We start from the raw sequence: 25532 nt of genomic DNA, 5'->3' as shown, positions 1-25532 counted from the left end.
GGACGACGCGGGTACATCCCCCGCATGAGCAGAACCGGTGGCCGCATCCTCGTCGATCAACTCCTGGCGCAAGGCTGCGACCGCATCTTCACCGTGCCGGGGGAGAGTTTTCTCGCGGTCCTCGACGCGCTCCACGACACGCCTGCGATAGAGGTCGTGACCTGCCGTCAGGAGGGCGGCGCTGCGTTCATGGCGTGCGCCGACGGCGCGCTGACCCACCGCCCCGGCATCGCCTTCGTCACCCGCGGCCCCGGCGCGACCAACGCCAGTATCGGCGTCCACGTCGCGATGCAGGACTCCCAGCCGATGATCCTGTTCATCGGCGACGTCGACCGCGGCACCCGCGACCGCGAAGCGTTTCAGGAAGTCGATTTCCAGGCGATGTTCGCGCCGCTGGCCAAATGGGCCGCGCGTATCGACGACGCGCGGCGGATTCCGGAATATGTCGCCCGCGCCTATGCGACCGCGATGAACGGCAGGCCTGGGCCGGTGGTGCTGGCGCTGCCCGAGGACATGCTGCTGGATGTGGTGGAGGTGGTGGATCGACCGCGGGTGGAGCGGGTCGTCTATCGGTCGGGAACAGACGCATACATGGCTTTGGACCAAGAGCTTTTAACAGCGGCGAAGCCTGTGGCGATCATAGGCGGCGCAGGATGGGACGAGGTTTCAGCGCATCATTTCGAGCGTTGGGCTCAATCGTACCAGCTCCCGGTGGTAGCCGCATTTCGGCGCCAGGATGCGATCGACAATACTTCCTCGGTTTGGGCGGGCAATCTCGGATATGGCCCCAACCCCAAGCTGGTTGCCCGGATTAAGGACGCCGATCTGTTGCTGGTCATCGGCGCCCGGCTGGGAGAGGCGACTACCGACGGGTACACGCTGATCGCGCCGGATCATCCTGGTCAGACTTTGGTCCACGTTCATCCTGATCCGGATGAATTGAACCGCACATTCCGAGCCGACATTGCGATCTGCGCCACCATCTCGGACTTCGCTCAAGAACTATACGACACGGACTATCCCGGTTTTCCCGAGGACGCCGCCGAAGCCCATGCCGAATACCTGGACTGGTCCACTCCCGCCGCTCGCGAGGGTGTGACTCTCGACCTCGGCCCATGCGTCGCGACGATGCGCGAAGCGATGCCCGCCGACACGATCATCTGCAACGGCGCGGGGAATTACAGCGGCTGGTGGCACCGCTACTGGCGCTACGCCGGACCGGGGACGCAGCTCGCGCCCACCGCGGGGGCGATGGGCTACGGCCTTCCCGCCGCGGTCGCCGCATCGCTCCGCCATCCCGACCGCTCAGTCGTCGCGCTCGCGGGCGACGGCTGCTTCCTGATGAACGGGCAGGAACTCGCCACCGCGGTCCAGCACGGCGCGACCATCCTCGTGCTGGTGATCGACAACAGCGCCTACGGCACGATCCGCATGCACCAGGAGCGCGAGTTCCCCGGCCGCGTCAGCGCGACGAAACTCCACAACCCCGATTTCGCCGCGCTCGCCCGCGCTTACGGCTGCTGGGCGGAGACGGTGGAGCGCACCGAGGATTTCGCCCCCGCCCTCGACCGAGCCCTCGCGCAACCGGGTGTAAAGCTGCTGCACATCAAAACCGACGTCGAGACGATCAGCCCGTCCACGACCTTGAGCGCGATTCGCGCAAAATGATCCGCGTTCTCGTCGACGCCGACGCCTGCCCGGTGAAGGAGGAGGTCTACCGCGTCGCGCTCCGCCACGGCGCCAGCGTCGTCGTCGTCAGCAATCAACGCATGCGCATCGAGGACCACCCGCTCGTCACGCGTCAAGTCGTCAGCGATGCCTTCGACGCCGCCGACGACTGGATCGCCGAAACCGCTTCGCCAAAGGACGTGGTCGTCACCGGCGATATCCTCCTCGCCGACCGTGCCCTGAAGGCTGGCGCGACGGTCCTCGCGCACACCGGCAAACCCTTCACCCCCGCCTCGATCGGCGGCGCGATCGCCACCCGCGCGATCATGGCCGACCTGCGCGCCGGGCTCGACTCGATCGGGGGGCCTGCGCCGTTCGCCAAGGCCGATCGCTCGCGGTTCCTGTCCGCGCTCGATGCGGCGCTGGTGCGATTGAAGCGGGAATAGATGCCCCGCTTGCCACGCCTACCCTGTCCTCACCCTTCCCCACTCGCCGCGCGAGCGAGTCTCCTTCCCTCTCCCGCTGGAGAGGGAGAGACTCGAAGCGTCGATGGGTGAGGACAGCATTGCTGCTGACGGTGACGTCCGCCCAAAAGGAAGGGCCGCCCCGGTTTCCCGGGACGGCCCTCATGCTCCACTTACGCGGAACCTTAAATATCGTCGCCGAGCGCGCCCTTGACGCTGCCCTTGACGTCCTGCGCGGTGCCCTTGACCTGCTGGGCCTGGCCTTCCGCCTTCAGGTCGGCGTCATGGTTGTGATCGCCCAGCGCTTCCTTGACGCTGCCGGTGACCTTGTTCGCCGCTGCTGCGACCTTGTCCGTGAACTCGCCCATGGGAGCCTCCGTCGTTAGTTGCGCGCCCGACTGCCGGGCCGCTTGAACCTATCCTAGGTAAACGGGCGGGCTCGCGGCGGGTTCCGTGACACCTTCGTCAGATCAACCCCGCCAGCGGGCTCGACGGGTCGGCATAACGCCGCTTGCCCATCCGCCCCGCGCGGTACGCCAGCCGCCCGCTCTCCACCGCATGACGCATCGCCGCGGCCATCATCACCGGGTCCTTGGCCTCGGCGATGGCGGTGTTCATCAGCACGCCGTCGCAGCCCAGTTCCATCGCGAACGCCGCATCCGATGCGGTGCCGACCCCCGCATCGACCAGTACCGGCACGCCCGCGCCCTCGACGATCAGCCGGATCGTCACCGCATTCTGGATGCCCAGCCCCGACCCGATCGGCGCGCCGAGCGGCATGATCGCGACCGCGCCGACGTTCTCCAGCCGCTTCGCCGCGATCGGATCGTCGACGCAATAGACCATCGGCAGAAAGCCTTCCTTCGCCAGCACCTCGGTCGCGCGCAGCGTCTCCACCATGTCGGGGTACAGCGTCTTCGCCTCGCCGAGCACCTCCAGCTTCACCAGGTCCCACCCGCCAGCCTCGCGCGCCAGCCTGAGGGTGCGGATCGCGGACTCGGCGTCGAAGCAGCCCGCGGTGTTGGGCAGATAGGTGACGCGCTTCGGATCGATGAAGTCGGTCAGCATCGGCGCGTTCGGATCGGACACGTTCACCCGCCGCACCGCGACCGTGACGATCTCCGCACCCGACGCTTCCAGCGCGGCGGCGTTCTGCGCGAAATCCTTGTACTTGCCGGTCCCCACGATCAGCCGCGACCGGAACGTGCGCCCCGCAACGGTCCAGGTGTCCGCGTCCACCGGCTTCAGATGGTCGCCACCACCGACGAAATGCACGATCTCGAGCTCGTCGCCATCCTCGACGCACACGCTGTCGAGGGTCGAGCGCGGCACGACCTCCAGGTTGCGCTCCACCGCCAGCTTGGCGGGGACGAGGCCCAGCGACTCGGCAAGCGCGGCGATGGTCATCCCCGCAGCGACCCGCTTGTGCTCGCCGTTAACGGTGATGGAGACGGTTCCGTCGACGTGGGCCATGGTCACTCCTGGCAAGCGCGTTTGCCGCGCCGGCGCGCTGCATATAGGAAGCCCGCCGAACGCCTAGCAACCGAAAGGTCCGCTCGTGACCGATACCACGCCCAAGATCGTCTCCCAGACCATCTTCGTCCTCAACGGCCCGAACCTCAACCTGCTCGGCGTGCGCGAGCCCGAGGTGTACGGGCACGACACGCTCGACGACATCGCCAACATGCTCGACGACCGCGCGCGCGAACTGGGGCTGGAGATCGACCTGCGCCAGTCGAACCACGAGGGGCATCTGGTCGACTGGCTACACGAGGCGCAGGCGCGCGACATCAAGGCGGTGCTGCTCAACGCGGGCGGCTTCACCCACACCTCGGTGGCGCTGCACGACGCGATCAAGGGCGTGAAGACCCCGGTGATAGAGGTCCATTTGTCCAACCCGCACGCGCGCGAGGACTTCCGCCACATCAGCCTCGTCGGGCAGGCCGCGCGCGGCACGATATCGGGGTTCGGCGCGCTGTCGTACACCCTCGCGCTTGAAGCCGCGGCGCGCTTCTGACAGATGCGCTGACATGACCGACCAGACAGACCAGACCCAAGGCGCCAAGACGATGAAGGTCGATATCGACCTCGTCCGCCAGCTCGCCGAATTGCTCGACGCGACCGCGCTGACGGAGATCGAGGTCGAGCACGGCGACCGCAAGATCCGCGTCGCGCGCAAAGCCGCCGCGGTCGCCGCCGCGCCCGCGCATTATGCGCCGCCACCGCTGCCCGCGCCGACCCATGCCGCCAGCCCCGCCGAGGTCGGCGCGTTGGCGCCAGCACCCGATGCGCCCGCGGTCAAGTCGCCGATGGTCGGCACCGCGTACCTCTCCCCCGAACCTGGCGCGAAGGCGTTCGCCGCGGTCGGACAGAAGGTCGCGGCAGGCGACACCTTGCTCATCGTCGAGGCGATGAAGGTGATGAACCCGATCGTCGCGCCATCCGCCGGCACGGTCACCGCGGTGCTGGTCGAGAGCGGCCAGCCGGTCGAGTTCGACCAGCCGCTGATCGTGGTGCAATAATGCCGCAGATCAAGAAGCTGCTCATCGCCAACCGCGGCGAGATCGCGTTGCGCATCCACCGCGCCTGCCACGAGATGGGGATCAAGACCGTCGCGGTGCACTCCACCGCCGACGCCGACGCGATGCACGTGCGGCTCGCCGACGAAGCGATCTGCATCGGGCCGCCATCGGCGACCGACAGCTATCTCAACATCCCCAACATCATCTCGGCGGCCGAAATCTCGGGTGCCGACGCGATCCATCCGGGCTACGGTTTCCTCAGCGAAAACGCGAAGTTCGCCGAGATCGTCGAGGCGCACGACATCATCTTCGTGGGGCCGAAGCCCGAACACATCGTCACGATGGGCGATAAGGTGGAGGCCAAGCGCACCGCGGGCGCGCTCGGCCTGCCGCTCGTCCCCGGCTCCGACGGCGCGATCGGCGACTTGGCGGAAGCCAAGGCGATCGCGGACCGGATCGGCTATCCGGTCATCATCAAGGCGGCGTCGGGCGGGGGCGGGCGCGGGATGAAGGTCTGTGCCTCAGAGGACAGTCTCGAGACGCTGATGCAGCGGGCGGGCAGCGAGGCGAAGGCGGCGTTCGGCGATGCCACCGTCTACATGGAGAAATACCTGGGCAATCCGCGCCACATCGAATTCCAGGTGTTCGGCGACGGCAACGGCAACGCGATCCACCTGGGCGAGCGCGACTGCTCGCTCCAGCGCCGCCATCAGAAGGTGCTGGAAGAGGCCCCCTCCCCCGTGCTGGGCGCGGAGGACCGCGCGCGGATGGGCGGGGTGGTCGCCAAGGCGATGGCCGACATGGGCTATCGCGGCGCGGGGACGATCGAGTTCCTGTGGGAAGACGGCGAATTCTACTTCATCGAGATGAACACCCGGCTCCAGGTCGAGCATCCGGTGACCGAGATGATCACCGGCATCGACCTGGTCCGCGAACAGATCCGCATCGCCGAGGGCGAACCGCTGTCGGTGACCCAGGACCAGGTGGAGTTCCACGGCCACGCGATCGAATGCCGCATCAACGCCGAAGACCCACGCACCTTTGCGCCATCGCCGGGCAAGGTGACGCAGTTCCATGCCCCCGGCGGCATGCACGTCCGGGTCGATTCGGGGCTGTACGCCGGCTACAAGGTGCCGCCCTATTACGACAGCATGATCGCCAAGCTGATCGTCTACGGCACCACCCGCGAACGCTGCATCGCCCGCCTCCGCCGCGCGCTGGAGGAGTTCGTGATCGAGGGGATGAAGACGACGATTCCTCTCCACCGCGCTTTGATCGAAGACGCGGAGTTCCAGCAGGGCGCGTATACGATCAAGTGGTTGGAGGAGTGGTTGGCGGCGCAGTAGGCGAGACGCGGCAGCAAAGCTGCGGCGCACGCCTGCAAGCTCGGCCAGCGCTGCGTAGCGCGCCGCAAGGCGCGGCTTCGCCGCGTCTGACGGCGCAGCGGGCGCAGAAAGCCTGGGTCTTCAAACCTCGCCGACCACCCACCGTCACCCCGAACGTGTTCCGGGGTCCAGTCTGCCACGAGCAACGGCATTGCGGGTGGAGGGCTGGACCCCGGAACAAGGCTCTGCCGAACTTGTCGAGGTATCCGGGGTGACGAAGTAAAGGGATGTCCTACAAGGCACAGTTCCGTCACGCTGCTCGCATGTCGCCGTCGATCGTCAACCCGGTCTTCACCCGCATCGCGTGGCAGCCGCGTCGCGAATACGCGAACGTGGCGCGCCTGCCGCGTCTTCGTAGCCTCATCGGCGCGCAACTGCCGCCTTCCCGTCGCGCAATCGACGCGCCACAGTCGCGTCACTGCCGCCTGACTGTCGCGTCGCAGGCGCGTGCCGATCGCTTCGCGGCAAAACCGCGTCCACGCATCAACCGGTGTCAACGTCTGCGCGAAAGCCGGGCAGCCCCATCCCTGCTGCCCGATTCGCGGGCACGGCATCTACGCTTCGTTCACGCTTGCCCCTCTCGCGCCGGGCTGGCACGTTCGGTGCAAGGCTCGCGCGTGGGCGAGGGTCGTGACATGAACCGGGGGCAAACGACGTGAAGAAGGTCGAGGCGATCATCAAGCCGTTCAAGCTCGATGAGGTGAAGGAGGCGCTCCACGAGATCGGCGTGTCCGGGATCACCGTCACCGAGGCGAAGGGCTTCGGCCGCCAGAAGGGTCATACCGAACTCTATCGTGGTGCCGAATATGTCGTCGATTTCCTGCCCAAGGTGAAGCTGGAGGTCGTCGTCGAGGACGGGCTGTGCGACCGCGTCGTCGAGGCGATCGCGGGTGCGGCGCAGACCGGCCGCATCGGCGACGGCAAGATCTTCGTCATCCCCGTCGAATCGGCGCTCCGCATCCGCACCGGCGAACGCGACGACGCCGCCATCTGAATTCTTCTAAACTCAGGAAAGACAAGCACATGCCGAACACCGCATCCGACATCCTGAAGCGCATTAAGGAGGAGGAGATCGAGTGGGTCGACCTCCGCTTCACCGATCCCAAGGGCAAGTGGCAGCATCTGACGATGGTCGCCGGGCTGATCGGCGAGGACGAGCTGACCGACGGCCTCATGTTCGACGGCTCCTCGATCGAGGGCTGGAAGGCGATCAACGAGAGCGACATGACGCTGAAACCCGATCTGGACGCGGTCTATACCGATCCGTTCTCGGCCACCCCGATGCTGATCGTCGTCTGCGACATCGTCGAGCCGTCGACCGGCGAGCTCTACTCGCGCGATCCGCGCTCGACCGCCAAGCGCGCCGAGGCGTTCCTCAAGACCACCGGCGTCGGCGACACCGTCTACGTCGGTCCCGAAGCCGAATTCTTCATGTTCGACGACGTGCGCTTCGAGAACAGCTATTCGACCAGCTACTACAAGATCGACGACATCGAGCTCCCCGGCAACTCGGGCCGCGAGTATGAAGGCGGCAACATGGCGCACCGCCCGCGCGCCAAGGGCGGCTACTTCCCGGTCGCCCCGGTGGATAGCGCGGTCGATATCCGCGGCGAGATGGTCTCGACGATGATCGAGATGGGCCTGCCCTGCGACAAGCACCACCACGAGGTCGCCGCCGCGCAGCACGAGCTGGGGCTGACCTTCGGCACGCTGACGGTCACCGCCGACCGGATGCAGATCTACAAATACGTCGTCCACCAGGTCGCGCACGCCTACGGCAAGACCGCGACCTTCATGCCCAAGCCGATCAAGGAGGATAACGGCTCGGGGATGCACACCCACTTCTCGATCTGGAACGGCAAGGAGCCGCTGTTCGCGGGCAACGGCTATGCCGGGCTCAGCGACATGTGCCTCCATTTCATCGGCGGCATCATCAAGCACGCCAAAGCCTTGAACGCCTTCACCAACCCCTCGACCAACTCGTACAAGCGCCTCGTCCCGGGATACGAAGCGCCGGTGCTGCTCGCCTATTCGGCGCGCAACCGCTCGGCCTCGTGCCGCATCCCCTACGGCACCGGCCCCAAGTCCAAGCGCGTCGAGGTGCGCTTCCCCGATGCGCTGGCGAATCCCTATCTGGCCTATGCGGCGCTGATGATGGCGGGAATGGACGGCATCCAGAACAAGCTCCACCCCGGCGAGGCGATGGACAAGAACCTCTACGACCTGCCCCCCGCTGAACTGGCCGACATCCCGACCGTCGCGGGCTCCTTGCGCGAGGCGCTCGATTGCCTGGAGGCGGATCACGACTTCTTGCTGAAGGGCGACGTGTTTTCGGCGGACCAGATCGAGGCCTACGTCGAGATCAAGCGCGCGGAAGTCGCCCGGTGGGAGATGACGCCTAGCCCGGTGGAGTATGACATGTACTACAGCGGTTGAGGTCGGCCACGTCCGACCGGTGCGGGGACGCGAAGCGACCCCGCACAACCGCTGTCGGCCGGCCTCGCCCAAGCGAGGACCGACGGCGTGGCTTTGCCACGGCGTCACGTCGGTTGTGAGAGGCGTCTAGAGAGCGTATCTATTTTAGTAGGCTCGCACGAGAGGAAGCACGGAAACGTATCATGATTGTCCCGTTATTGATTGTCATTGCTTTCATTCTTCTCTTCGGCGCCGCGGCCGTGAAGGGATGGGTTACCAACATCTTTGGCTTCGGCGTTGGCGGCGTGATCCTGCTCGTGCCGGCTCTCAAGCTCGGCTCATACTTGGGTGAGTATGGCTTATTCTGGGTTATCGCCATTGTTGCCGGAGTCGTGACTCTAGGCTTTGCAATCGGCATTAACTTTGAAGACCGGGCGAGAGCCAAAGCGCTCGGCAAAGTGGCCTTGACTCACGAGCAAAAGTGGAGAGCGGCAAAAAAACGTAACCAACGGCTTTGATCTGCTAAGCTGCCTCGTCAGAGACGAAGGAGATTGAGCAACCGTCGTGTGGTCCGTCGCAGGTTCGATCCCAGCGGTACCGCTGCGCGGCGGGCTGAGACCCGCGGTTGTACGTCGCAGGACAGATGGCCCTTCTCTTCCTCTCGCGGCGAGAGATAAGCGCATCTTGACTTTTCCTCCCTCTTCGTCCATATGCCCCAACATCGAAGCGTATGCAGCGTGACGGAGCCTAACCCGCTCCAGGCTCCGCCTCGGTCGTTCTAACGGGCTTCCCTTTTCACGCGGGGTGTCAAACACCACCGCCACCCGTGCGCCAAGAGCGTCACGGGCGTGGCCCATATCAAGGTTCCCCAATGTCCTTTTCCCATCTCGGCCTCGCCGAGCCCCTCGTCCGCGCGCTCGAAGCCAAGGGCTATTCCACTCCCACCCCGATCCAGCGCGACGCGATCCCCCTCGTCCTCGAAGGCGGCGACCTGCTCGGCATCGCGCAGACCGGCACCGGCAAGACGGCGGCGTTCGTGCTGCCGTCGATCCAGCGCATGGTCGAAAACCTCAAGCGCGTCCTGCCGACCCATTGCCGCATGCTCGTCCTCGCCCCCACTCGTGAGCTCGCCAGCCAGATCGCCGAGAGCGCGCGCGACTATGGCAAGTTCTCGAAGATGTCGGTGACCACCGTCTTCGGCGGCACCAGCATCAACAAGAACCGTCAGGACATGAGCCGCGGCGTCGACATCCTCGTCGCCACCCCCGGCCGCCTGATCGACCTGGTCGAACAGGGCTTCGTCAACCTGTCGATGATCGAGATCCTCGTCCTCGACGAGGCCGACCAGATGCTCGACCTCGGCTTCATCCACGCGCTCAAGAAGATCGTCCGCATGGTCCCGCGCAAGCGCCAGACGCTGTTCTTCTCGGCGACGATGCCCACCTCGATCCGCGAGCTGGCGAGCCAGTTCCTGAACGATCCCAAGACCGTCAGCGTCAAGCCCGCCGCGACCACCGCCGAGCGCGTCGACCAGTATGTCACCTTCGTCAACCAGGCGGAGAAGCAGGCGCTGCTGACGCTGGTGCTGCAGAGCGAGGACGTCAGCCGCGCATTGGTGTTCACCCGGACCAAGCACGGCGCCGACCGCGTCGTGAAGCTGCTCGCGGGCAACGGCATCGCCGCCAACGCGATCCACGGCAACAAGAGCCAGCCGCAGCGCGAGCGCGCGCTCGGCGAGTTCAAGTCGGGCCAGGTCAAGATCATGGTCGCGACCGACATCGCCGCGCGCGGGATCGACGTCTCGGGCGTCAGTCACGTCGTCAATTTCGCGCTGCCCAACGTCCCCGAGCAATACGTCCACCGCATCGGCCGCACCGCGCGCGCCGGGGCAAGCGGCGTCGCGATCGCGTTCTGTGCGGACGACGAGAAGCCGTACCTCAAGGACATCGAGCGGACGACCCGCCAGAAGGTGCCGGTTCGCCCGTTGCCCGAGGACTTCATGAACCAGGCCGCGAAGATCAAGTCGCAGCGCGTCGCCACGATCGGTGCCGATCCGGCGCCGCGCGAGGATCGTCCGCGCGGTCGCCCGCTTCCGCGTCCCCGCGCGACCCACGCGCCGGTGAAGACCGCCGATGCGCGCCAAAGCGGCGGGCATGGCGGCGGCGGTCGTCCCGTTGGCGCTGGCCGGCCCGGCGGTGGCGGTAGTAACCGCCGCGGCGGCGGCGGCGGTGGCGGCGGTCGTGGTCCCCGCACCGCTTCGGTCTGATCCCGCAAGGCGCCGCGACTCAGTTCACGGCGCCTTGTCCTCCGCCACCATCCGGTCCTAAAACGCGATCGCTTCGACGCGCGCCGTTGCATTGATCCCGCGCTCGACCCGCTCCGGTGTATTTATGATGGATCGGTTCGTCGCCGGACGCGGGAGCCTGTCGCCACGCCCGGCGTTGCGCCTCCAGAACGGAGGACGAAAGCTCATGGACATCGCCCACACCAGCGCCGCGGAACGGATCGCGCGCGTCATTGCCGGGCATCGGCTGAGCGCCAACGCCGACGGGGCCAGCGCCTCGGCGGGGGGCGCGGTCGATGGCGCCTGGCGCGATCACCTCGGCGAAGCGGTCGCGATCCTTCACACCTTACGCGAACCCGACGCGGCGATGGCGAAGGCGGGCGACGCGGCGGTTTGGGAGCGGATGGTGCGCGTGGCGATCGAGCGCGCCGCCGGGTGAAAACCTCCGCCCGTGCCCTTCCCCCGCCCCGTCCCCCTTGCTAAGGCCACGGGCGAACAGTCGAATTCGGCTCCGGTGCGCCCGCGCGGGGGGATTTGCCCCGCCTCCCCGTCGTGTCGGACCTCTTGAGGAAGGACACGCATGACCGCGATCGGCCAGGACACGCTCGGCACCCGCTCCACGCTGGACGTCGGCGGCAAGAGCTACAGCTATTACAGCCTGGACAAGGCGGCGGTGAAGTTCGGCGACATCAGCCGCCTGCCCTTCTCGATGAAGGTGCTGCTCGAAAACCTGCTGCGGTTCGAGGACGGCAAGACCGTCACCGTCGACGACATCCAGGCGCTGGTCGACTGGCAGCAGGAACAGCGGTCGGACCGCGAGATCCAGTACCGACCCGCGCGCGTCCTCATGCAGGACTTTACGGGAGTCCCCTGCGTCGTCGACCTCGCCGCGATGCGCGACGCGATCACCAAATTGGGCGGCGACCCGGCCAAGATCAACCCGCAGGTTCCCGTCCACCTCGTCATCGACCACAGCGTCATGGTCGACGAGTTCGGCACCCCGCAGGCGTTCGCGGACAACGTCGACCTCGAATACGAGCGCAACATCGAACGCTACGAGTTCCTCAAATGGGGTTCAAAGGCACTCGACAATTTCCAGGTCGTGCCGCCGGGGACGGGCATCTGCCACCAGGTGAACCTGGAATATATCGGCCAGGCGGTCTGGTCGTCGGTGTCTTCGGGCGAGCACGGCGACGGCGGACTCGTCGCCTATCCCGACACCCTCGTCGGCACCGACAGCCACACGACAATGATCAACGGCCTGGGCGTCCTCGGTTGGGGCGTCGGTGGGATTGAGGCGGAAGCGGCGATGCTGGGGCAGCCCGTCAGCATGCTGATTCCCGAGGTCGTCGGCTTCAAGCTGACCGGCGCGCTTGCCGAAGGCATCACCGCGACCGACCTGGTGCTGACCGTCACCCAGATGCTGCGCGCGCGCGGGGTGGTCGGGCGGTTCGTCGAGTTCTACGGCCCCGGCCTGTCTGCGATGACGCTGGCCGATCGCGCGACGATCGCCAACATGGCCCCCGAATATGGCGCGACCTGCGGCTTCTTCCCGGTCGACGGCAAGACGATCGAATACATGCGCCTCACCGCGCGCTCGGAGGAGAATATCGCACTGGTCGAGGCCTATGCGAAGGCCAACGGCTTCTGGCGGCACGACGACGCGCCCGACCCGATCTTCACCGACACGCTCGAACTCGACATGGGGTCCGTCACCGCCAGCCTCGCCGGTCCCAAGCGCCCGCAGGACCGCGTTTCGCTCGGCAAGGTCGACGAGGTGTTCAACGCCGACCTGTTCAAGATCTATCACAAGGAACGCGCAGTCCGGGCTAACATCGCCGAGCTCGGCCACGACATCGGCGACGGCGACGTGGTGGTCGCGGCGATCACCAGTTGCACCAACACCTCCAACCCGTCGGTGCTGGTCGCCGCGGGCCTCGTCGCGCGCAAGGCGCGGGCACTGGGTCTGAAGCCCAAGCCCTGGGTCAAGACCAGCCTCGCGCCGGGCAGCCAGGTCGTCACCGACTATCTCGACAAGGCGGGCCTGAGCGCCGATCTCGACGCGATCGGCTTCAATCTCGTCGGCTATGGCTGCACCACCTGTATCGGCAATTCGGGCCCGCTCGCGCCCGCGATCAGCCAGGCGATCGCCGACAACGACCTGGTCGCCGCCTCCGTCCTGTCGGGCAACCGCAATTTCGAGGGCCGCATCAGCCCCGACGTCCGCGCCAATTTCCTCGCCTCGCCACCGCTGGTCGTCGCCTATGCGCTAAAGGGCAGCGTCACCAGCGACATGGTTCACACGCCTCTGGGCCAGGGAACCGACGGACAGGACGTGTACCTGAAGGACATATGGCCGACCAACGAAGAGGTCCACACGTTGATGGATTCGAGCATCGACGCGTCGATGTTCGGCAACCGCTACGGCAACGTCTACGAAGGCGACGCCAAGTGGCGCGGCATCGACGTGACCGGCTCGGACACCTACCAGTGGCGCGCGGGTTCGACCTACGTCGCCAACCCGCCCTACTTCGATGGCATGACGATGACCCCGGCCCCGACCGCCGACATCATCGAGGCCAAGCCATTGGCGATCCTCGGCGATTCGATCACCACCGACCACATCAGCCCGGCGGGCTCGATCAAGGCGGACAGCCCGGCAGGTGCCTTCCTGATGGAGCATCAGGTCGCCCGCCGCGATTTCAACAGCTACGGCGCGCGCCGTGGCAACCACGACGTGATGATGCGCGGCACCTTCGCCAACATCCGCATCCGCAACGAAATGGTCCCCGGGGTCGAGGGCGGCATGTCGCGCTACGGCGGCGAGATCATGCCGATCTACGACGCCGCGATGCGCTTCAAGGCCGACGGCGTTCCGCTGGTCGTCGTCGCGGGCAAGGAGTACGGCACCGGATCGTCGCGCGATTGGGCGGCGAAGGGCACCAACCTCTTGGGCGTCCGTGCGGTGATCGCCGAGAGCTTCGAGCGCATTCACCGGTCGAACCTGGTCGGGATGGGCGTCCTGCCGCTGCAATTCGCGGAAGGCGTCACGCGCCAGACTCTGGCGCTGACCGGCGACGAGACTTTTACGATCACCGACGTCGCCGCGCTCCGTCCGCGCCAGACGGTCACCGTCGAGCTGACGCGCGCAGATGGGTCTAAGGAGACGTTCGAGACCCGCTGCCGCATCGACACGGTCAACGAGCTCGAATACTTCCTCCACGGCGGCATCCTGCAATACGTGCTGCGCAACCTGGCAGCTTGAACCTCGGCGTCGAGGCGGCGGGATGGGCTGGCTCGGCCCTCGTCCTCGCCGCCTATCTGCTGGTCACGATCAAGAGGCTCTCGCCCGAGTCGGCGGTGTTCCAGGCGATGAACATGGCCGGGGGCGTCGGGCTGACGGTCAACGCCATCTGGCACGGCGCGATGACACCCGCGTTCCTTGACGCCGCGTGGGCGCTGATCGGGCTGGCGGCGCTGGTCCGCCTCTACTGGACCAAGCGCGCAAGCTCATAGTTAGCCGGTCGCAACCGCGCGCCGCCGTGCGTAGACGAAATAGACCAGCAACCCGAACGCGTTCCAGGCCAGAAAGTAGAGCTCGGTCCTCAGCGGCAGGCTGAGGAACAGGTAGAGGCAGCCAAGGATTCCTGCCGGGCCCACGAACCACGCCGCCGGTGTGCGGAAGGTGCGCGGGGCGTCCGGCGCGCGGCGGCGCATGATCAGCATGCATGCGCACACGGCGACGAAGGCGGCGAGCGTGCCCGCATTGGCGAGCGCGGCGATCTCTCCCAGCGGCAGCAGCCCGGCCAGCACCGCGACGATCGCGGCGGTGATGAGGGTGATGCGGACCGGCGCGCCCCGCTTCGACACGGTGGCCAGGCTCTGCGGCAGCAGCCCGTCGCGCGCCATCGTGAAGAAGATGCGGCTCTGGCCGAACAGGAACGCCAGCAGCACCGTCGGCAGCGCGATGACCGCCGACGCGCCCAGGAATACCGCGACCTTCGGACTGCCGATCTCGCGCAGGATCAGCGCCAGCGGCTCGGCGGACCCCGCGAAGCGGGTGTAGGACAAGGCCCCGACCGCGGTGACCGCGACGAGAATGTAGATCGCGACGCACGCAACCATCGACCCGACGATCCCGATCGCCAGGTCGCGGCCCGGATTCTTCGTCTCCTCCGCCGCGGTCGAGATCGCGTCGAAGCCGTAGAAAGCGAAGAAGATGATCGCCGCCGCCGCCATCACCCCGCGATCGACCCCGTCGGCACCCGGCGCCTTGGGGAAGCCGTAGGGCATGAACGGGTGGAGGTTGGCGGCGTCGAACGCCGGCAGCGCGACCGCGACGAAGACCGCCAGCGCGACGATCTTGACGACGACCAGGACGGCGTTCAGCGTCGCGCTCTCCTTGGTCCCCGCCGACAGCAGCAGCGCGACGACGCCGATGATGAAGACCGCGGGCGCGTTGACGACACCGCCGAGCGCGGGGCCCGCGGTGAACGCGACCGGGAAGCCGTATTGCGTCAGCAGCGGCGCGGCATAGCCCGACCAGCCGACCGCGACGGTCGAGACGACGAGCGAATATTCGAGGATCAGGCTCCAGCCGATCACCCAGGCGATCAGTTCGCCGATGACGACGTAGCTGTAGGTATAGGCGCTGCCGCTCGCAGGGATCATCGTCGCCATCTCGGCATAGGCGAGCGCGGCGCAGGCGCAGATCGCACCCGCGATGGCGAAGGACAGGATCACCGAGGGGCCGGCGAGGCCCGCTCCGACGCCGATCAGGGTCAGGATGCCGGTGCCGACGATCGCGCCGACTCCGAGCGCGACTAGGTGCGGCCAGGACAGGGTGCGAGCGAGCGCGTTGGCTTGCGGGGTGAGGTCGACGATCTTCTTGCGGAACAGACTGGCCATGCTTCCCCCGTGAACCCCTGCGGATGTCGTGGTCATGGGTGCCACAAGGACTCGCTGTAGGACAGCCCGAGATCGCGAACAGCGACGCCAGCCCCGCCTTCGTCACCCCGGGGCTTGACCCGGTGCCCGGCTTCTTTTCTCAGGCGTGCAGAAGAAGCGGGGCCTCGGCTCAAGGCCGCGACGAGGAAGGGCGACAGGGTGCGGCTACACCGTGAAGCTCTCGCCGCAGCCGCAGGCGCCCTTGGCGTTAGGGTTGGCGAAGACGAAACCCGCGGTGAAATCGTCCTCGACCCAGTCCATCGTCGATCCGATCAGGTAGAGGATCGACCCGCCGTCGACGAACAACGTGCCGCCCGGCGTGTCGATGCGCTCGTCGAACGGCTTGGCTTCGGTGACGTAGTCGACCGAATAGGCCAGCCCCGAGCACCCGCGGCGCGGGGTGGAAAGCTTGACCCCGATCGCGTCCGATGGCGCACGTGCCATCAGGTCCGCGATGCGGGCGTGCGCGGACGGGGTGAGGTTCAGCGCGGCGGGACGGGTGCGCAGAGTCGTGGCCATAATGAAACTCCAAACCGTTCGTGGTGAGTAGCCGCTGAGCTTGTCGAAGCGGCGTATCGACCCCCCCTGTCCTTCGATACACGCCTTCGACTTCGCTCAGTCGCTACTCAGGACGAACGGAGTTCTATAACATGCCCAATTCGAGCTTCGCGTCGTCGGACATCTTCTGCGGGTCCCAGGGCGGATCCCAGATCAGGTTGACGTCGGCGGTGGCGATGCCGGGGACCGAGGCGACGCGGAGCTCGACCTCCCCGGGCATCGACTCGGCGACCGGGCAGTTCGGGGTGGTCAGCGTCATCATCACGACCGCATGGCCGTCATCGATCTCGACACCGTAGATGAGGCCCAGGTCGTAGATGTTGACCGGGATTTCGGGATCGAAGATGTCCTTCAGCGCATCGATGACCGCCTCGTACAGCGCGCCGCCGGGTTCGCCCGGAGAGTCGCCCGCGGGTTTCTGCGCGAGGAAGCCGGATAGGTAATCGCGCTCGCGGGGCGCGTCCTCGACGCGGGCCTTTGCGGGCGGCGCGACGCCCTCCACTTCCTCGACGTCGTAGCTCATCCGAAAATCCTCGTTACTCTCTCGATACCCCGGACCAAAGCCTCGACGTCCTGCGCTCCGTTGTACACCCCGAAGCTCGCCCGCGCAGTCGCCTCTACCCCCAGCGCATCCATCAGCGGCTGCGCGCAGTGATGGCCCGCGCGGATCGCGACCTTCGCTTCGTCCAATATGGTGCCGACGTCGTGGGGATGCACCCCCTCGACCGCGAAGCTGACGATGCCCGCACTGTCCTCGGGACCGAACAGGCGGACGCTGTTGAGCGTCCCGAGCGCCGCGCGGGTCTGCGCGACGAGCGCGGTCTCGTGCACGTGGATGCGGTCCAGCCCGATGCCTTCGACGTAGTCGATTGCCGCCGCGAGCCCCAACGTGCCGACGATGTGCGGCGTGCCCGCCTCGAACCGGCCGGGCGGCTTGGCGTAGGTCGTCTTCGCGAAGGTCACCCGGTCGATCATCGCGCCGCCGCCCTGATAGGGCGGCATCGCGTCGAGCAGCTCGGCCCGGCCCCAGAGCACGCCGATGCCGGTCGGACCGTAGAGCTTGTGGCCCGAGAAGACGTAGAAGTCGCAGCCGAGATCGGCCACGTCGACGGGGAGCCGCGCGACCGCTTGGCAGCCGTCGAGCAGGATCTTCGCGCCGACCGCATGCGCCAGCTTCACCGCGCGGTGCGCGTCGAGGACCGAGCCGAGGACGTTGGACACATGGCTGAGCGCGACGAGCTTGTGCGCGGGGGTGAGCATCGCCTCGGCGGCGTCGAGGTCTATGCGGCCATCGGCGGTGAGCGGCACGACGTCGATCGCAGCGCCGACGCGCTCGGCTACCATCTGCCAAGGCACGATGTTGGCGTGGTGCTCCAGCATCGATAGGAGGATGCGGTCGCCGGGCTTGAGCGTCTTGCCTGCCCAGCACGTTGCGACGAGGTTGATCGCCTCGGTCGCGCCGCGGACGAAGACGCATTCGTCGGGCTTGCCGCCGATGAAGCGCGCGACCTTGGCGCGTGCGACCTCATAGGCGAGCGTCATGTCGGCGGAGCGCGCGTAGACGCCGCGGTGGACGGTCGCGTAGTCCTGCGCATAGCCGCGGGTGATCGCGTCGATGACAGGTTGCGGCTTTTGCGCGGTGGCGGCGGTGTCGAGGTAGGCCCAGCCTTGCGGGACCGCAGGGAAGTCGGCGAGCGTGTCGAGCGGACGGGCTGCGGCGAGGACGGTCATGCGGCGGTCCTCGGGTGAGTCGCGGGCGACGTGACGCACATGTCGCGCCCGTTCGGCAATTGCGTTGCGCGTGTTGGAAACTTTGTTGCGCGGGCCGAGACGGTGGAAGCAGGCGGCGTGACGTGCATGAACGCGTCGTGGCAGATCGCCGACGTGTAGGACAGCATGCCATTCGCCCCTTCCTGGAAGGCAGAGGCCTGGGCTTGCATACGGACCACGAGCATTTTCGCGTGCGGTATCGCGAGCAGTCCACCCACCCCCAGCCCCTCCCTTGCAGGGAGGGGAGCGTACCGCGCATCGTTCACAGTGCCGTCTCCAGCCACGCGTCGGCGTTCGCGACGAACGCCTCCCGCACGGCTTCGTTCGCGATCCGATCCAGCGAGTCGGCGACGAACGCCCGCGTCAGCAGCGCCTGCGCCCGCGCGTAGGGGATGCCGCGGCTTTGCATGTAGAATAGCGCGCGCGCGTCGAGTTCGCCGACGGTCGCGCCGTGGGCGCACTTCACGTCGTCGGCGAAGATTTCGAGCTCGGGCTTGAGGTTGACGGTCGCGGTACGCTTGAGGAGGAGGCCGCGCAGCGACTGCTCGCCGTCGGTCTTTTGCGCGTCGCGCGCGACCTCGACCGCGGCGGCGAGGCTGGCGGTGGAGCGGTCGGCGGCGACCGCGCGCCATAGCTGGTGCGACTGGCCGTTGGGTTCGGCGTGGCGGATGCGGACCGCGCATTCCTGCCGCTGCTCGCCCGCGGTGAGGAGGGCGCCGCCGTATTCGGCGAAGGCTCCGTTGCCTGCCGTGATCTGGGCGTCGATCCGGGTGCCGGCCTGGCCTGCGCCGAGGAAGGTGGTGACGAGGCTGGCACCGGTGCCGAGCGTGGCGTCCTCTCGCAGCGAGGTGAAGCCGCCGGACTGGAGGAGGCGCACGCTGCGCATCAGGCGGGCGGCCTTGCCCAGCGTGACCGACAAATGGCGGTTGGACCAGCCTGCGCCGACGTAGGTCTCGACGACCTGCGCGACCGCATCGTCGGCGAGGACGATCTCGGACGGCAGATGGTTCTCCGCGCCGGTGGCGACGTGGACGATCTGGACCGGATCGGCAGCGGCGTCCGCGGCGAGGCGGAGCGACCAGCCGCGGCCTTGCGCGTGGCGACCTAGGGGGTGGTCGCTTGCGGTGAGATCGGCGAGGGTTACGGGGCCGAGATCGCTGCGTGCCTCATCAAGGACGCCGTCGACGAACAGCAGGCGTGCGCCTGGGAGGTCAAGGAAGTCGACATGCGGCGCAGCGACTGGCGCAAGCGCGGCGGCGGCGGACAGCGCGCCGAGATCGGCCCAGCGCCACGCCTCGGCGCGGGTGGAGGGGAGATCGAGGAGGGTCATCTCCCTTCTCCCCTTGTGGGAGCAGGTGGCGCGGAGCGCCGGATGAGGGGTGCGAGCCGGAGGCTCGCGCGGTCGCTGCGCGACCGCCCCCTCACCCTCCCATCGCTGACGCGACGGGCCCCTTCTCCCACAAGAGGAGAGGGGCTACATACCCCGCTCACGCCGCCGTCACCTGGCCGTAGCCTTCACGCTCCAGCTCATGCGCCAGTTCCGCCCCGCCCGTTCGCGTGATACGGCCGTCGGCGAGGACGTGGACGAAATCGGGCTCCACATAATCGAGCAGCCGCTGGTAGTGCGTGATCAGCAGCACCGCCTTGTCGGCACGCCGCATGATCCGGTTGATGCCGTCGCCGACGATGCGCAGCGCGTCGATGTCGAGGCCGCTGTCGGTCTCGTCGAGGATCGCGAACCTGGGATCGATGACGCCCATCTGGACCATCTCGTTGCGCTTCTTCTCGCCGCCCGAGAAGCCGACGTTGACCGGGCGCTTGAGCATCTCGGCATCCATGTCGAGCTTGCGGGCCTCCTCGCGAGCGAGCTTGAGGAACTCGGCGCCCGAGAGCGGCTTTTCGTCGCGATGCCCGCGCTGGGCGTTGAGCGCCTCGCGCAGGAACTGGACGTTGGAGACGCCCGGGATTTCGACCGGGTATTGGAAGCCGAGGAACACCCCCGCAGCGGCGCGTTCGTTGGGGGCAAGTTCGAGCAGGTCCTGGCCGTCGAACGTCACCGATCCCGCGGTGACCTCATAGCCGGGTCGCCCGCCGAGCACATAGCCAAGCGTCGACTTGCCCGCGCCGTTGGGCCCCATGATCGCATGGATCTCTCCCACGTTTACGGTGAGGGTCAGGCCCTTGAGGATCGGCTTACCGTCTATCTCGGCGTGGAGGTTCTGGATAATCAGCATTAGTTATGTCCACGCATTTCTGGCCACCACTCGTCCCGGATACATTCGTCCACAGGAAATGGCGACAATTCCGGAAGGTGTTCTGGCATGCAAAGTTCGACCAGCTTATCGTCGCTGAAGTGACGCAGAGCATCCGTATAGCCTTCTTTAATCGCCTCGCTCAGCCGCGGCTTCAATGAGGGACTCTCACGGAGCAGCCTTGCTACTCGCGGGCGATGTCCCCGCACAGAAGACTTCCAGACATTCTCGCAGTCGAGGTGAGTCGAATAATGAAGTTTCAACAGATGAATCGCGATCTCCTCCAGCCGGCTAACGAGCTGGTGATAGTTGCTGCGACCCAAGCTATCGATCTCCTCCGCGATGTTTTCGATGTCGACGTCCAGGTTAGTGCGCTCGGCCATCAGTGCCCGCAGCTTAGCCGCTTGTTCCTGCGTCCAGCCGTAGAAATCGGTTTCGTATCGCGTCGCCATTAGCGCCTCCGTTCCGCCTTGCCGCGCTTCGACTTGCCCGCGCCGTTCGACCCCATGATTGCGTGCATTTCGCCCGCGTTCACCGTCAGGATCAGGCCTTTGAGCATCGGCTTGCCGTCGATCTCGGCGTATAAGCTTTCGTTTTGCAGCGTCACTTGGCTACTTCAGCCTTAATTTCCATCCAGTCCAAAGGCTGCAGGCGATCACCGGCGTCTTTCACATGATGAAGAATGTGGGTAACTCGGAAGATAGCTTCACGACCAAGTGCGCCTATAGTGAAACATTCACCCACGCGTGGCACGACCTCAAACTCATACCGGCCCTCCACGACCGGCTCGGATTCACCATTTTCAACTAGTATGAATATCCGGTGCACTATCCCACACTCCCCTCAAGGCTGATCCCCAGCAACTTCTGCGCCTCGACCGCGAACTCCATCGGGAGCTGTTGCAGCACCTCGCGGGCGAAGCCGTTGACGATCAGGGCTACCGCGGCTTCCGAGTCCAGCCCGCGGGACATCGCGTAGAACATCTGGTCTTCGCTGATCTTGGAGGTGGTCGCTTCGTGCTCGATCTGCGCGGAGGGGTTGCGGACCTCGATGTAGGGGATGGTGTGGGCGCCGCACTGGTCGCCGAGCAGGAGCGAATCGCATTGGGTGAAGTTGCGCACGCCCTCCGCGGTCGGGGCGACGCGCACCAGGCCGCGGTAAGTGTTGTCCGAGCGGCCGGCCGAGATGCCCTTCGACACGATCGTCGAGCGTGTGTTCTTGCCCAAGTGGATCATCTTGGTGCCGGTGTCGGCCTGCTGGCGGTTGTTGGTGACCGCGACCGAGTAGAATTCGCCGACGCTGCCGTCACCCGCCAGCACGCAGGACGGGTATTTCCAGGTGATCGCGCTGCCGGTCTCGACCTGGGTCCACGACACCTTGCTGTTCCGCCCCTGGCACAAAGCGCGCTTGGTGACGAAATTGTAGATGCCGCCGAGGCCGTTCTCGTCGCCGGGATACCAGTTCTGGACGGTGCTGTACTTGATCTCGGCGTCGTCCATCGCGACCAGTTCGACGACTGCGGCGTGGAGCTGGTTCTCGTCGCGCATCGGGGCGGTGCAGCCCTCCAGGTACGACACATAACTGCCCTTGTCGACGACGATCAGCGTGCGTTCGAACTGGCCGGTGTTCTCGGCGTTGATGCGGAAATAGGTCGACAATTCCATCGGGCAGCGCACGCCTTCGGGGATGTAGACGAAGGTGCCGTCGCTGAAGACCGCGCTGTTGAGCGTCGCGAAGTAATTGTCGCGCTGCGGCACGACCTTGCCGAGCCATTTGCGGACGAGGTCGGGATATTCCTTGATCGCCTCGCTGATCGAGCGGAAGATGACGCCCGCGGCCTCCAGCTCCTTGCGGAAGGTGGTCGCGACCGACACACTGTCGAACACCGCATCCACCGCAACGCGGCGCTGCGGCGTGGTCCCATCGTCGACGTTGGCCAGCATCTTCTGCTCGCCGATCGGGATACCGAGCTTTTCGTAGACGCGCAGGATCTCGGGATCGACCTCATCCAACGAGCCTAGCTTGGGCTTCGCCTTGGGCTCGGCGTAATAATAAGCGTTCTGATAGTCGATCGGCGGCACGTTCAGCTTGGCCCAGTCCGGCGCCTCCATCGTCTGCCACAGCGCGAACGCCTTCAGCCGCCAGTCGAGCATCCACTGGGGCTCGCCCTTCTTGGCGCTGATGTAGCGGACGGTGTCCTCGCTCAGCCCCTTGGGCGCGAATTCCTGCTCGATGTCCGAGCTGAAACCCCACTCGTAGGTCTTGGCGACCGCGGCATAGGCTTCGGCGTTCTTGGTGGCCATTATGCGAGTACCTCTGCACGCGTCGTGGCGCGCGGTGCCGGATTCAAAACCGGAGTGGTGGTGGCGAGGCGCGCGAGGCTGACCCCGGCGAGCGCGCCGCGGACGGCTTCGTTGACGATGCCCCAATGCGGCTTGACCGCGCAGTGGCCGTCGAGCGCGCAATCGTGGCGGGTGTCGTCGACACAGGTGGTGAGCGCGATCCTGCCCTCGACCGCCTCGATCACGTCCGCCAGGCTGATAGCGGAAGGAGAACGGGCGAGGCGGAAGCCGCCGCCGGTGCCGCGGGCGCTTTCGAGCAGACCGGCGGCGGCGAGGCGGCTGACCAGCTTCTGCGCGGTGGGCAGTGGCACGCCGGTTTCCTCCGACAGCTGGGTCGCGTTAAGGCGCGCCGCAAATCCTTGCTGCGACGTCGGGCAAAGCCCCGCCTGGGTACCGTGACGCGCGGCGGCGGTCATCATCACGACGGCATAATCGGCCAGGCTGGACAGGCGCATCTGCGAACGATTCTCAAATCGGACCGCTTTGGTCCGATTGGCAGATGGTGCGCTACGCGTCTCTCGTCAAGCGGTTAGGTATCGCTGATGATCGGCGCCACCTGACCTTCGAGAGCCCGGCGTTGCGCGATCGTCAGCTTGGCGAGCACCCCCGGATCGCGCATCCGGCGCGGGGTGAGGCCGGTGAACTGCTTGATCTCGCGAATCATGTGACTCTGGTCGTAGAAGCCGTCGTGCGGATCGTGCCCGTCGGCCAACGCGACCGCGGCGCGCAGGGCGCGGTATTTGCGCGCGAGCAGCTTGGGCGGGGCGCCGTACAGCGCGTTGCAGCGGCGTTCGACCTGGCGGCGCGACAGACCGGTGGCGGCGGCTAGCGCATCGATCTCGGGCGACGGTCCGTCGACCAGCCAGGCATCGACCGCGCGGACGAAGCGCAGCGTCGCCGCGTGGCCCGCACCGATCAGCGCGGCCAGCCGGGGCTCGGCGACCGCCGCCATCTCCTCGGCCGTGGTGCAGGCGTCGAGCGCAACCGCGATGTCGGCCGCGACCAGCCCCAGACGGTCGGCTGCGTCGACGATCCGATTCAGCGCGGAGGCCGCATCGATGCCGGTCAGCGCCTCCCACCCCGCCGGGGTCAGCCCCATGCCGAATACGCGCAGCGGCCCGTCGGCGCGGGTGCGGACCGCGCTGCTGGTCGCGCCGACGAAATGGTTCGGCGTCGCCGACACGCAGCGGCCGTCGGCAAAGCGATAGTCCGACGTGCCGCCCGACAGGCGGAACCGGAGCTGCGCATGATCGGCGCGTTCGACATCGTCGAATTCGGGAATGTCGGCGCGAAAGAGATAGAACAGGGTGACGTACGGTGCGAGCGCGGCGCTTGGCACCACATAGTCCAGCGATACGTCGGTCATCGCGTCGCACCCCCATGCGTCGACGACACGACTATCATGGTGCACCCGCGAAGCACAGGCGTGCCCGCGTGCAAGGTACGTAAACGACACCGAAAGGCGGGGCCGGCCGATCGCTCGTCCAGCCCCGAGTTGAGCGGTCATCCCTCAAAGAGACATCCGCCCTGGGTCGCGGGGCTGTTCAACCACGTCCCGGCTACGCGCGTATTGCATGGATACGACGTCTTTGACGCGGACGCTGCGGGATGCGAAGGCGGCACCGATGGCTAACCTCTTGTCTTCGCTTGTTCGTGCGCCGCTGTTCGCGGTGGATGCGGAGCGTGCGCATACGCTGACGATTTCGGCGTTGGCGGCGTGGGGGCGGGTTGGCACGCCGCTGGCGCGCGATGCGGCGGTGTCACCGCGGCTGCGAGCCCGAGTCGCGGGGATCGACTTCGCCAATCCGGTCGGGCTGGCGGCGGGGGTCGACAAGGATGGGCGGGCGATTGCAGGCTTGTTCGGGCTCGGCTTCGGCGCGGTCGAGATCGGGACGCTCACCCCCCTGCCCCAGCCCGGCAACCCGCGCCCGCGGCTGTTCCGGCTGGTCGCGGACCGGGCGGTGGTGAACCGGATGGGGTTCAACAACGGCGGGGTCGCGGCGGCGCTGGCGCGGGTAGCGGCACTGGGAGCGCGGCCCGGGGTGCTCGGTATCAACGTCGGGGCGAACAAGGACTCGGTCGACCGGGTGGCCGATTACGTCGCCGGGGTGACCGCGGCGGCGGCGCTCGCGGACTATTTGACGATCAACATCAGCTCGCCCAACACCCCCGGCGTGCGCGACCTCCAGCACGGCGCGGCGCTCGCCGAGCTGCTCGCCGCGTGCATGGCGGCGCGCGGGACGACGCCGTTGTTCCTGAAGGTCGCGCCCGACCTCGACGCGGCGGCAGTGGACGATGTCGCGCGCGCAGCGATCGAGGCGCGGGTCGATGCGCTGATCGTCGGCAACACGACCGTAACGCGCGACGGGCTGCGCTCGGCGAATGCCGCGGAAAGCGGCGGACTGTCAGGGGCGCCGCTTGCCGGTCTGGCGCGCGCGCGGCTGGCGGATTTCCGGCAAGCGACGGGCGGCGCGATGCCGCTGATCGCGGTGGGCGGCATCGCGAGCGGAGCGGAGGCGTATGCGCGATTCCGTGCGGGGGCGAGCCTGGTGCAGCTCTACACCGGGCTGGTCTACGAAGGACCGGGACTGCCGGCGCGAATGCTGCGGGACCTCGACGCGCTGCTGGCGCGCGACGGTTTCGAATGCGTGGGGGACGCGGTCGGCGCTTGATTCCTGGTTCACGCGAAAGACGTTTGTTCGCGCGGAGAAGACGATGACGAACGATGCCTGCGGCGCTTGGATACCCGGAGCCCGTCAGTGCTTTCCCGACATCGCGAGCGGCTGACAGGACGACCGTCGTCCCAGGCACAACACCGCCGCGTCTCCGCGCCTCCGCGTGAACCCTCTTCTTCGCGGCTTCGCGCCTTCGCGTGAACACCTTTCCGGACCGGCCGACCGGTGCAGACGCTTGCACGCATCACGT

At 66.8% G+C, this 25532-nt stretch carries 26 protein-coding genes and 1 pseudogene; 14 read left to right on the top strand and 13 right to left on the bottom strand.

Annotated features, from left to right (window positions below):
* Positions 1-24: 24 nt before the first annotated feature.
* Both ACE5C1_RS13700 and ACE5C1_RS13695 read left to right on the top strand, forming a co-directional pair.
* Positions 25-1668 carry a thiamine pyrophosphate-binding protein gene (locus tag ACE5C1_RS13700; protein WP_374944628.1) on the top strand — a complete coding sequence of 548 codons (1644 nt, stop codon included), beginning with the start codon at positions 25-27 and terminating at the stop codon, positions 1666-1668.
* On the top strand, positions 1665-2114 hold the full coding sequence (locus ACE5C1_RS13695) for a YaiI/YqxD family protein (protein WP_374944627.1): 450 nt from the start codon (positions 1665-1667) through the stop codon (positions 2112-2114). Before ACE5C1_RS13700 ends, ACE5C1_RS13695 begins: the two co-directional genes overlap by 4 nt.
* Positions 2115-2317: 203 nt before the next feature.
* Here the strand turns inward: ACE5C1_RS13695 and ACE5C1_RS13690 are convergent, their stop codons facing one another.
* Together ACE5C1_RS13690 and thiS are read right to left on the bottom strand one after the other, a co-directional pair.
* Entirely contained in the window at positions 2318-2500 is a 183-nt protein-coding gene (locus ACE5C1_RS13690) for a CsbD family protein (RefSeq protein ID WP_374944626.1), read from the bottom strand.
* Between the two features lie 97 nt (positions 2501-2597).
* Positions 2598-3605 carry a sulfur carrier protein ThiS gene (thiS, locus tag ACE5C1_RS13685; RefSeq protein ID WP_374944625.1) on the bottom strand — a complete coding sequence of 336 codons (1008 nt, stop codon included), beginning with the start codon at positions 3603-3605 and terminating at the stop codon, positions 2598-2600.
* Positions 3606-3690: 85 nt separating this feature from the next.
* On the opposite strand from thiS, the gene aroQ reads away from it, so the two are divergent.
* The 11 genes from aroQ (at position 3691) to ACE5C1_RS13630 (ending at position 14254) form a co-directional block, all read left to right on the top strand.
* Entirely contained in the window at positions 3691-4149 is a 459-nt protein-coding gene (aroQ, locus tag ACE5C1_RS13680) for a type II 3-dehydroquinate dehydratase (RefSeq protein ID WP_374944624.1), read from the top strand.
* A 13-nt stretch (positions 4150-4162) separates the two neighbouring features.
* A complete protein-coding gene (gene accB, locus ACE5C1_RS13675) occupies positions 4163-4654 on the top strand; it encodes an acetyl-CoA carboxylase biotin carboxyl carrier protein (RefSeq protein WP_374944623.1) in 492 nt (163 codons plus the stop codon).
* A complete protein-coding gene (gene accC, locus ACE5C1_RS13670; RefSeq protein ID WP_374944622.1) occupies positions 4654-6000 on the top strand; it encodes an acetyl-CoA carboxylase biotin carboxylase subunit in 1347 nt (448 codons plus the stop codon). Before accB ends, accC begins: the two co-directional genes overlap by 1 nt.
* Positions 6001-6266: 266 nt before the next feature.
* Positions 6267-6698 carry a hypothetical protein gene (locus ACE5C1_RS13665; RefSeq protein WP_374944621.1) on the top strand — a complete coding sequence of 144 codons (432 nt, stop codon included), beginning with the start codon at positions 6267-6269 and terminating at the stop codon, positions 6696-6698.
* Entirely contained in the window at positions 6695-7033 is a 339-nt protein-coding gene (locus tag ACE5C1_RS13660; RefSeq protein ID WP_374944620.1) for a P-II family nitrogen regulator, read from the top strand. The genes ACE5C1_RS13665 and ACE5C1_RS13660 overlap by 4 nt, the downstream gene beginning before the upstream one ends.
* A 29-nt stretch (positions 7034-7062) precedes the next feature.
* The gene (gene glnA, locus ACE5C1_RS13655; RefSeq protein ID WP_374944619.1) at positions 7063-8475 is read left to right on the top strand and encodes a type I glutamate--ammonia ligase; all 1413 of its coding nucleotides are present in this window, start codon (positions 7063-7065) and stop codon (positions 8473-8475) included.
* Positions 8476-8657: 182 nt separating this feature from the next.
* Positions 8658-8972 (top strand): hypothetical protein, encoded by a 315-nt coding sequence (locus ACE5C1_RS13650; RefSeq protein WP_374944618.1) that lies wholly within the window; start codon positions 8658-8660, stop codon positions 8970-8972.
* A 353-nt stretch (positions 8973-9325) separates the two neighbouring features.
* A complete protein-coding gene (locus ACE5C1_RS13645) occupies positions 9326-10720 on the top strand; it encodes a DEAD/DEAH box helicase (RefSeq protein ID WP_374944617.1) in 1395 nt (464 codons plus the stop codon).
* Positions 10721-10925: 205 nt separating this feature from the next.
* Positions 10926-11177 carry a hypothetical protein gene (locus tag ACE5C1_RS13640; RefSeq protein ID WP_374944616.1) on the top strand — a complete coding sequence of 84 codons (252 nt, stop codon included), beginning with the start codon at positions 10926-10928 and terminating at the stop codon, positions 11175-11177.
* A gap of 141 nt (positions 11178-11318) precedes the next feature.
* Positions 11319-14003, top strand: a complete 2685-nt coding sequence (gene acnA, locus ACE5C1_RS13635) for an aconitate hydratase AcnA (RefSeq protein WP_374944615.1) — start codon at positions 11319-11321, stop codon at positions 14001-14003.
* A complete protein-coding gene (locus tag ACE5C1_RS13630) occupies positions 14000-14254 on the top strand; it encodes a hypothetical protein (protein WP_374944614.1) in 255 nt (84 codons plus the stop codon). Before acnA ends, ACE5C1_RS13630 begins: the two co-directional genes overlap by 4 nt.
* Here ACE5C1_RS13630 and ACE5C1_RS13625 read toward each other — a convergent pair whose 3' ends face one another.
* The 11 genes and pseudogenes from ACE5C1_RS13625 to ACE5C1_RS13575 form a co-directional block, all read right to left on the bottom strand.
* Entirely contained in the window at positions 14255-15646 is a 1392-nt protein-coding gene (locus ACE5C1_RS13625) for an amino acid permease (protein ID WP_374944613.1), read from the bottom strand.
* A 204-nt stretch (positions 15647-15850) separates the two neighbouring features.
* A complete protein-coding gene (locus ACE5C1_RS13620; protein ID WP_374944612.1) occupies positions 15851-16204 on the bottom strand; it encodes a HesB/IscA family protein in 354 nt (117 codons plus the stop codon).
* Positions 16205-16328: 124 nt separating this feature from the next.
* On the bottom strand, positions 16329-16766 hold the full coding sequence (locus ACE5C1_RS13615) for an SUF system Fe-S cluster assembly protein (protein ID WP_374944611.1): 438 nt from the start codon (positions 16764-16766) through the stop codon (positions 16329-16331).
* Positions 16763-17974 (bottom strand): cysteine desulfurase, encoded by a 1212-nt coding sequence (locus ACE5C1_RS13610; protein ID WP_374944610.1) that lies wholly within the window; start codon positions 17972-17974, stop codon positions 16763-16765. The genes ACE5C1_RS13615 and ACE5C1_RS13610 overlap by 4 nt, the downstream gene beginning before the upstream one ends.
* 301 nt (positions 17975-18275) lie before the next feature.
* Positions 18276-19343, bottom strand: coding sequence for a SufD family Fe-S cluster assembly protein (locus ACE5C1_RS13605; protein ID WP_374944609.1), 1068 nt, complete (start codon positions 19341-19343; stop codon positions 18276-18278).
* A gap of 157 nt (positions 19344-19500) precedes the next feature.
* On the bottom strand, positions 19501-20247 hold the full coding sequence (gene sufC, locus ACE5C1_RS13600; RefSeq protein WP_374944608.1) for a Fe-S cluster assembly ATPase SufC: 747 nt from the start codon (positions 20245-20247) through the stop codon (positions 19501-19503).
* Positions 20247-20717 (bottom strand): DUF29 domain-containing protein, encoded by a 471-nt coding sequence (locus tag ACE5C1_RS13595; protein ID WP_374944607.1) that lies wholly within the window; start codon positions 20715-20717, stop codon positions 20247-20249. Before ACE5C1_RS13595 ends, sufC begins: the two co-directional genes overlap by 1 nt.
* Before the next feature lie 20 nt (positions 20718-20737).
* Positions 20738-20824, bottom strand: a pseudogene (locus ACE5C1_RS13590) (ATP-binding cassette domain-containing protein); the annotation flags it as partial.
* A 268-nt stretch (positions 20825-21092) separates the two neighbouring features.
* Positions 21093-22568: a Fe-S cluster assembly protein SufB gene (gene sufB / locus ACE5C1_RS13585; protein ID WP_374944606.1), complete on the bottom strand. Its 1476-nt coding sequence runs from the start codon at positions 22566-22568 to the stop codon at positions 21093-21095.
* The gene (locus ACE5C1_RS13580) at positions 22568-23062 is read right to left on the bottom strand and encodes an RrF2 family transcriptional regulator (RefSeq protein WP_374944605.1); all 495 of its coding nucleotides are present in this window, start codon (positions 23060-23062) and stop codon (positions 22568-22570) included. Before ACE5C1_RS13580 ends, sufB begins: the two co-directional genes overlap by 1 nt.
* A 74-nt stretch (positions 23063-23136) precedes the next feature.
* On the bottom strand, positions 23137-23973 hold the full coding sequence (locus tag ACE5C1_RS13575) for a helix-turn-helix domain-containing protein (RefSeq protein ID WP_374944604.1): 837 nt from the start codon (positions 23971-23973) through the stop codon (positions 23137-23139).
* A 259-nt stretch (positions 23974-24232) separates the two neighbouring features.
* On the opposite strand from ACE5C1_RS13575, the gene ACE5C1_RS13570 reads away from it, so the two are divergent.
* A complete protein-coding gene (locus tag ACE5C1_RS13570; RefSeq protein WP_374944603.1) occupies positions 24233-25279 on the top strand; it encodes a quinone-dependent dihydroorotate dehydrogenase in 1047 nt (348 codons plus the stop codon).
* Positions 25280-25532: the final 253 nt, after the last annotated feature.

The sequence above is a fragment of the Sphingomonas sp. genome, assembly GCF_964263785.1.
Lineage (GTDB): Bacteria > Pseudomonadota > Alphaproteobacteria > Sphingomonadales > Sphingomonadaceae > Sphingomonas.
This window is presented reverse-complemented; position numbering and strand designations above follow the sequence as displayed.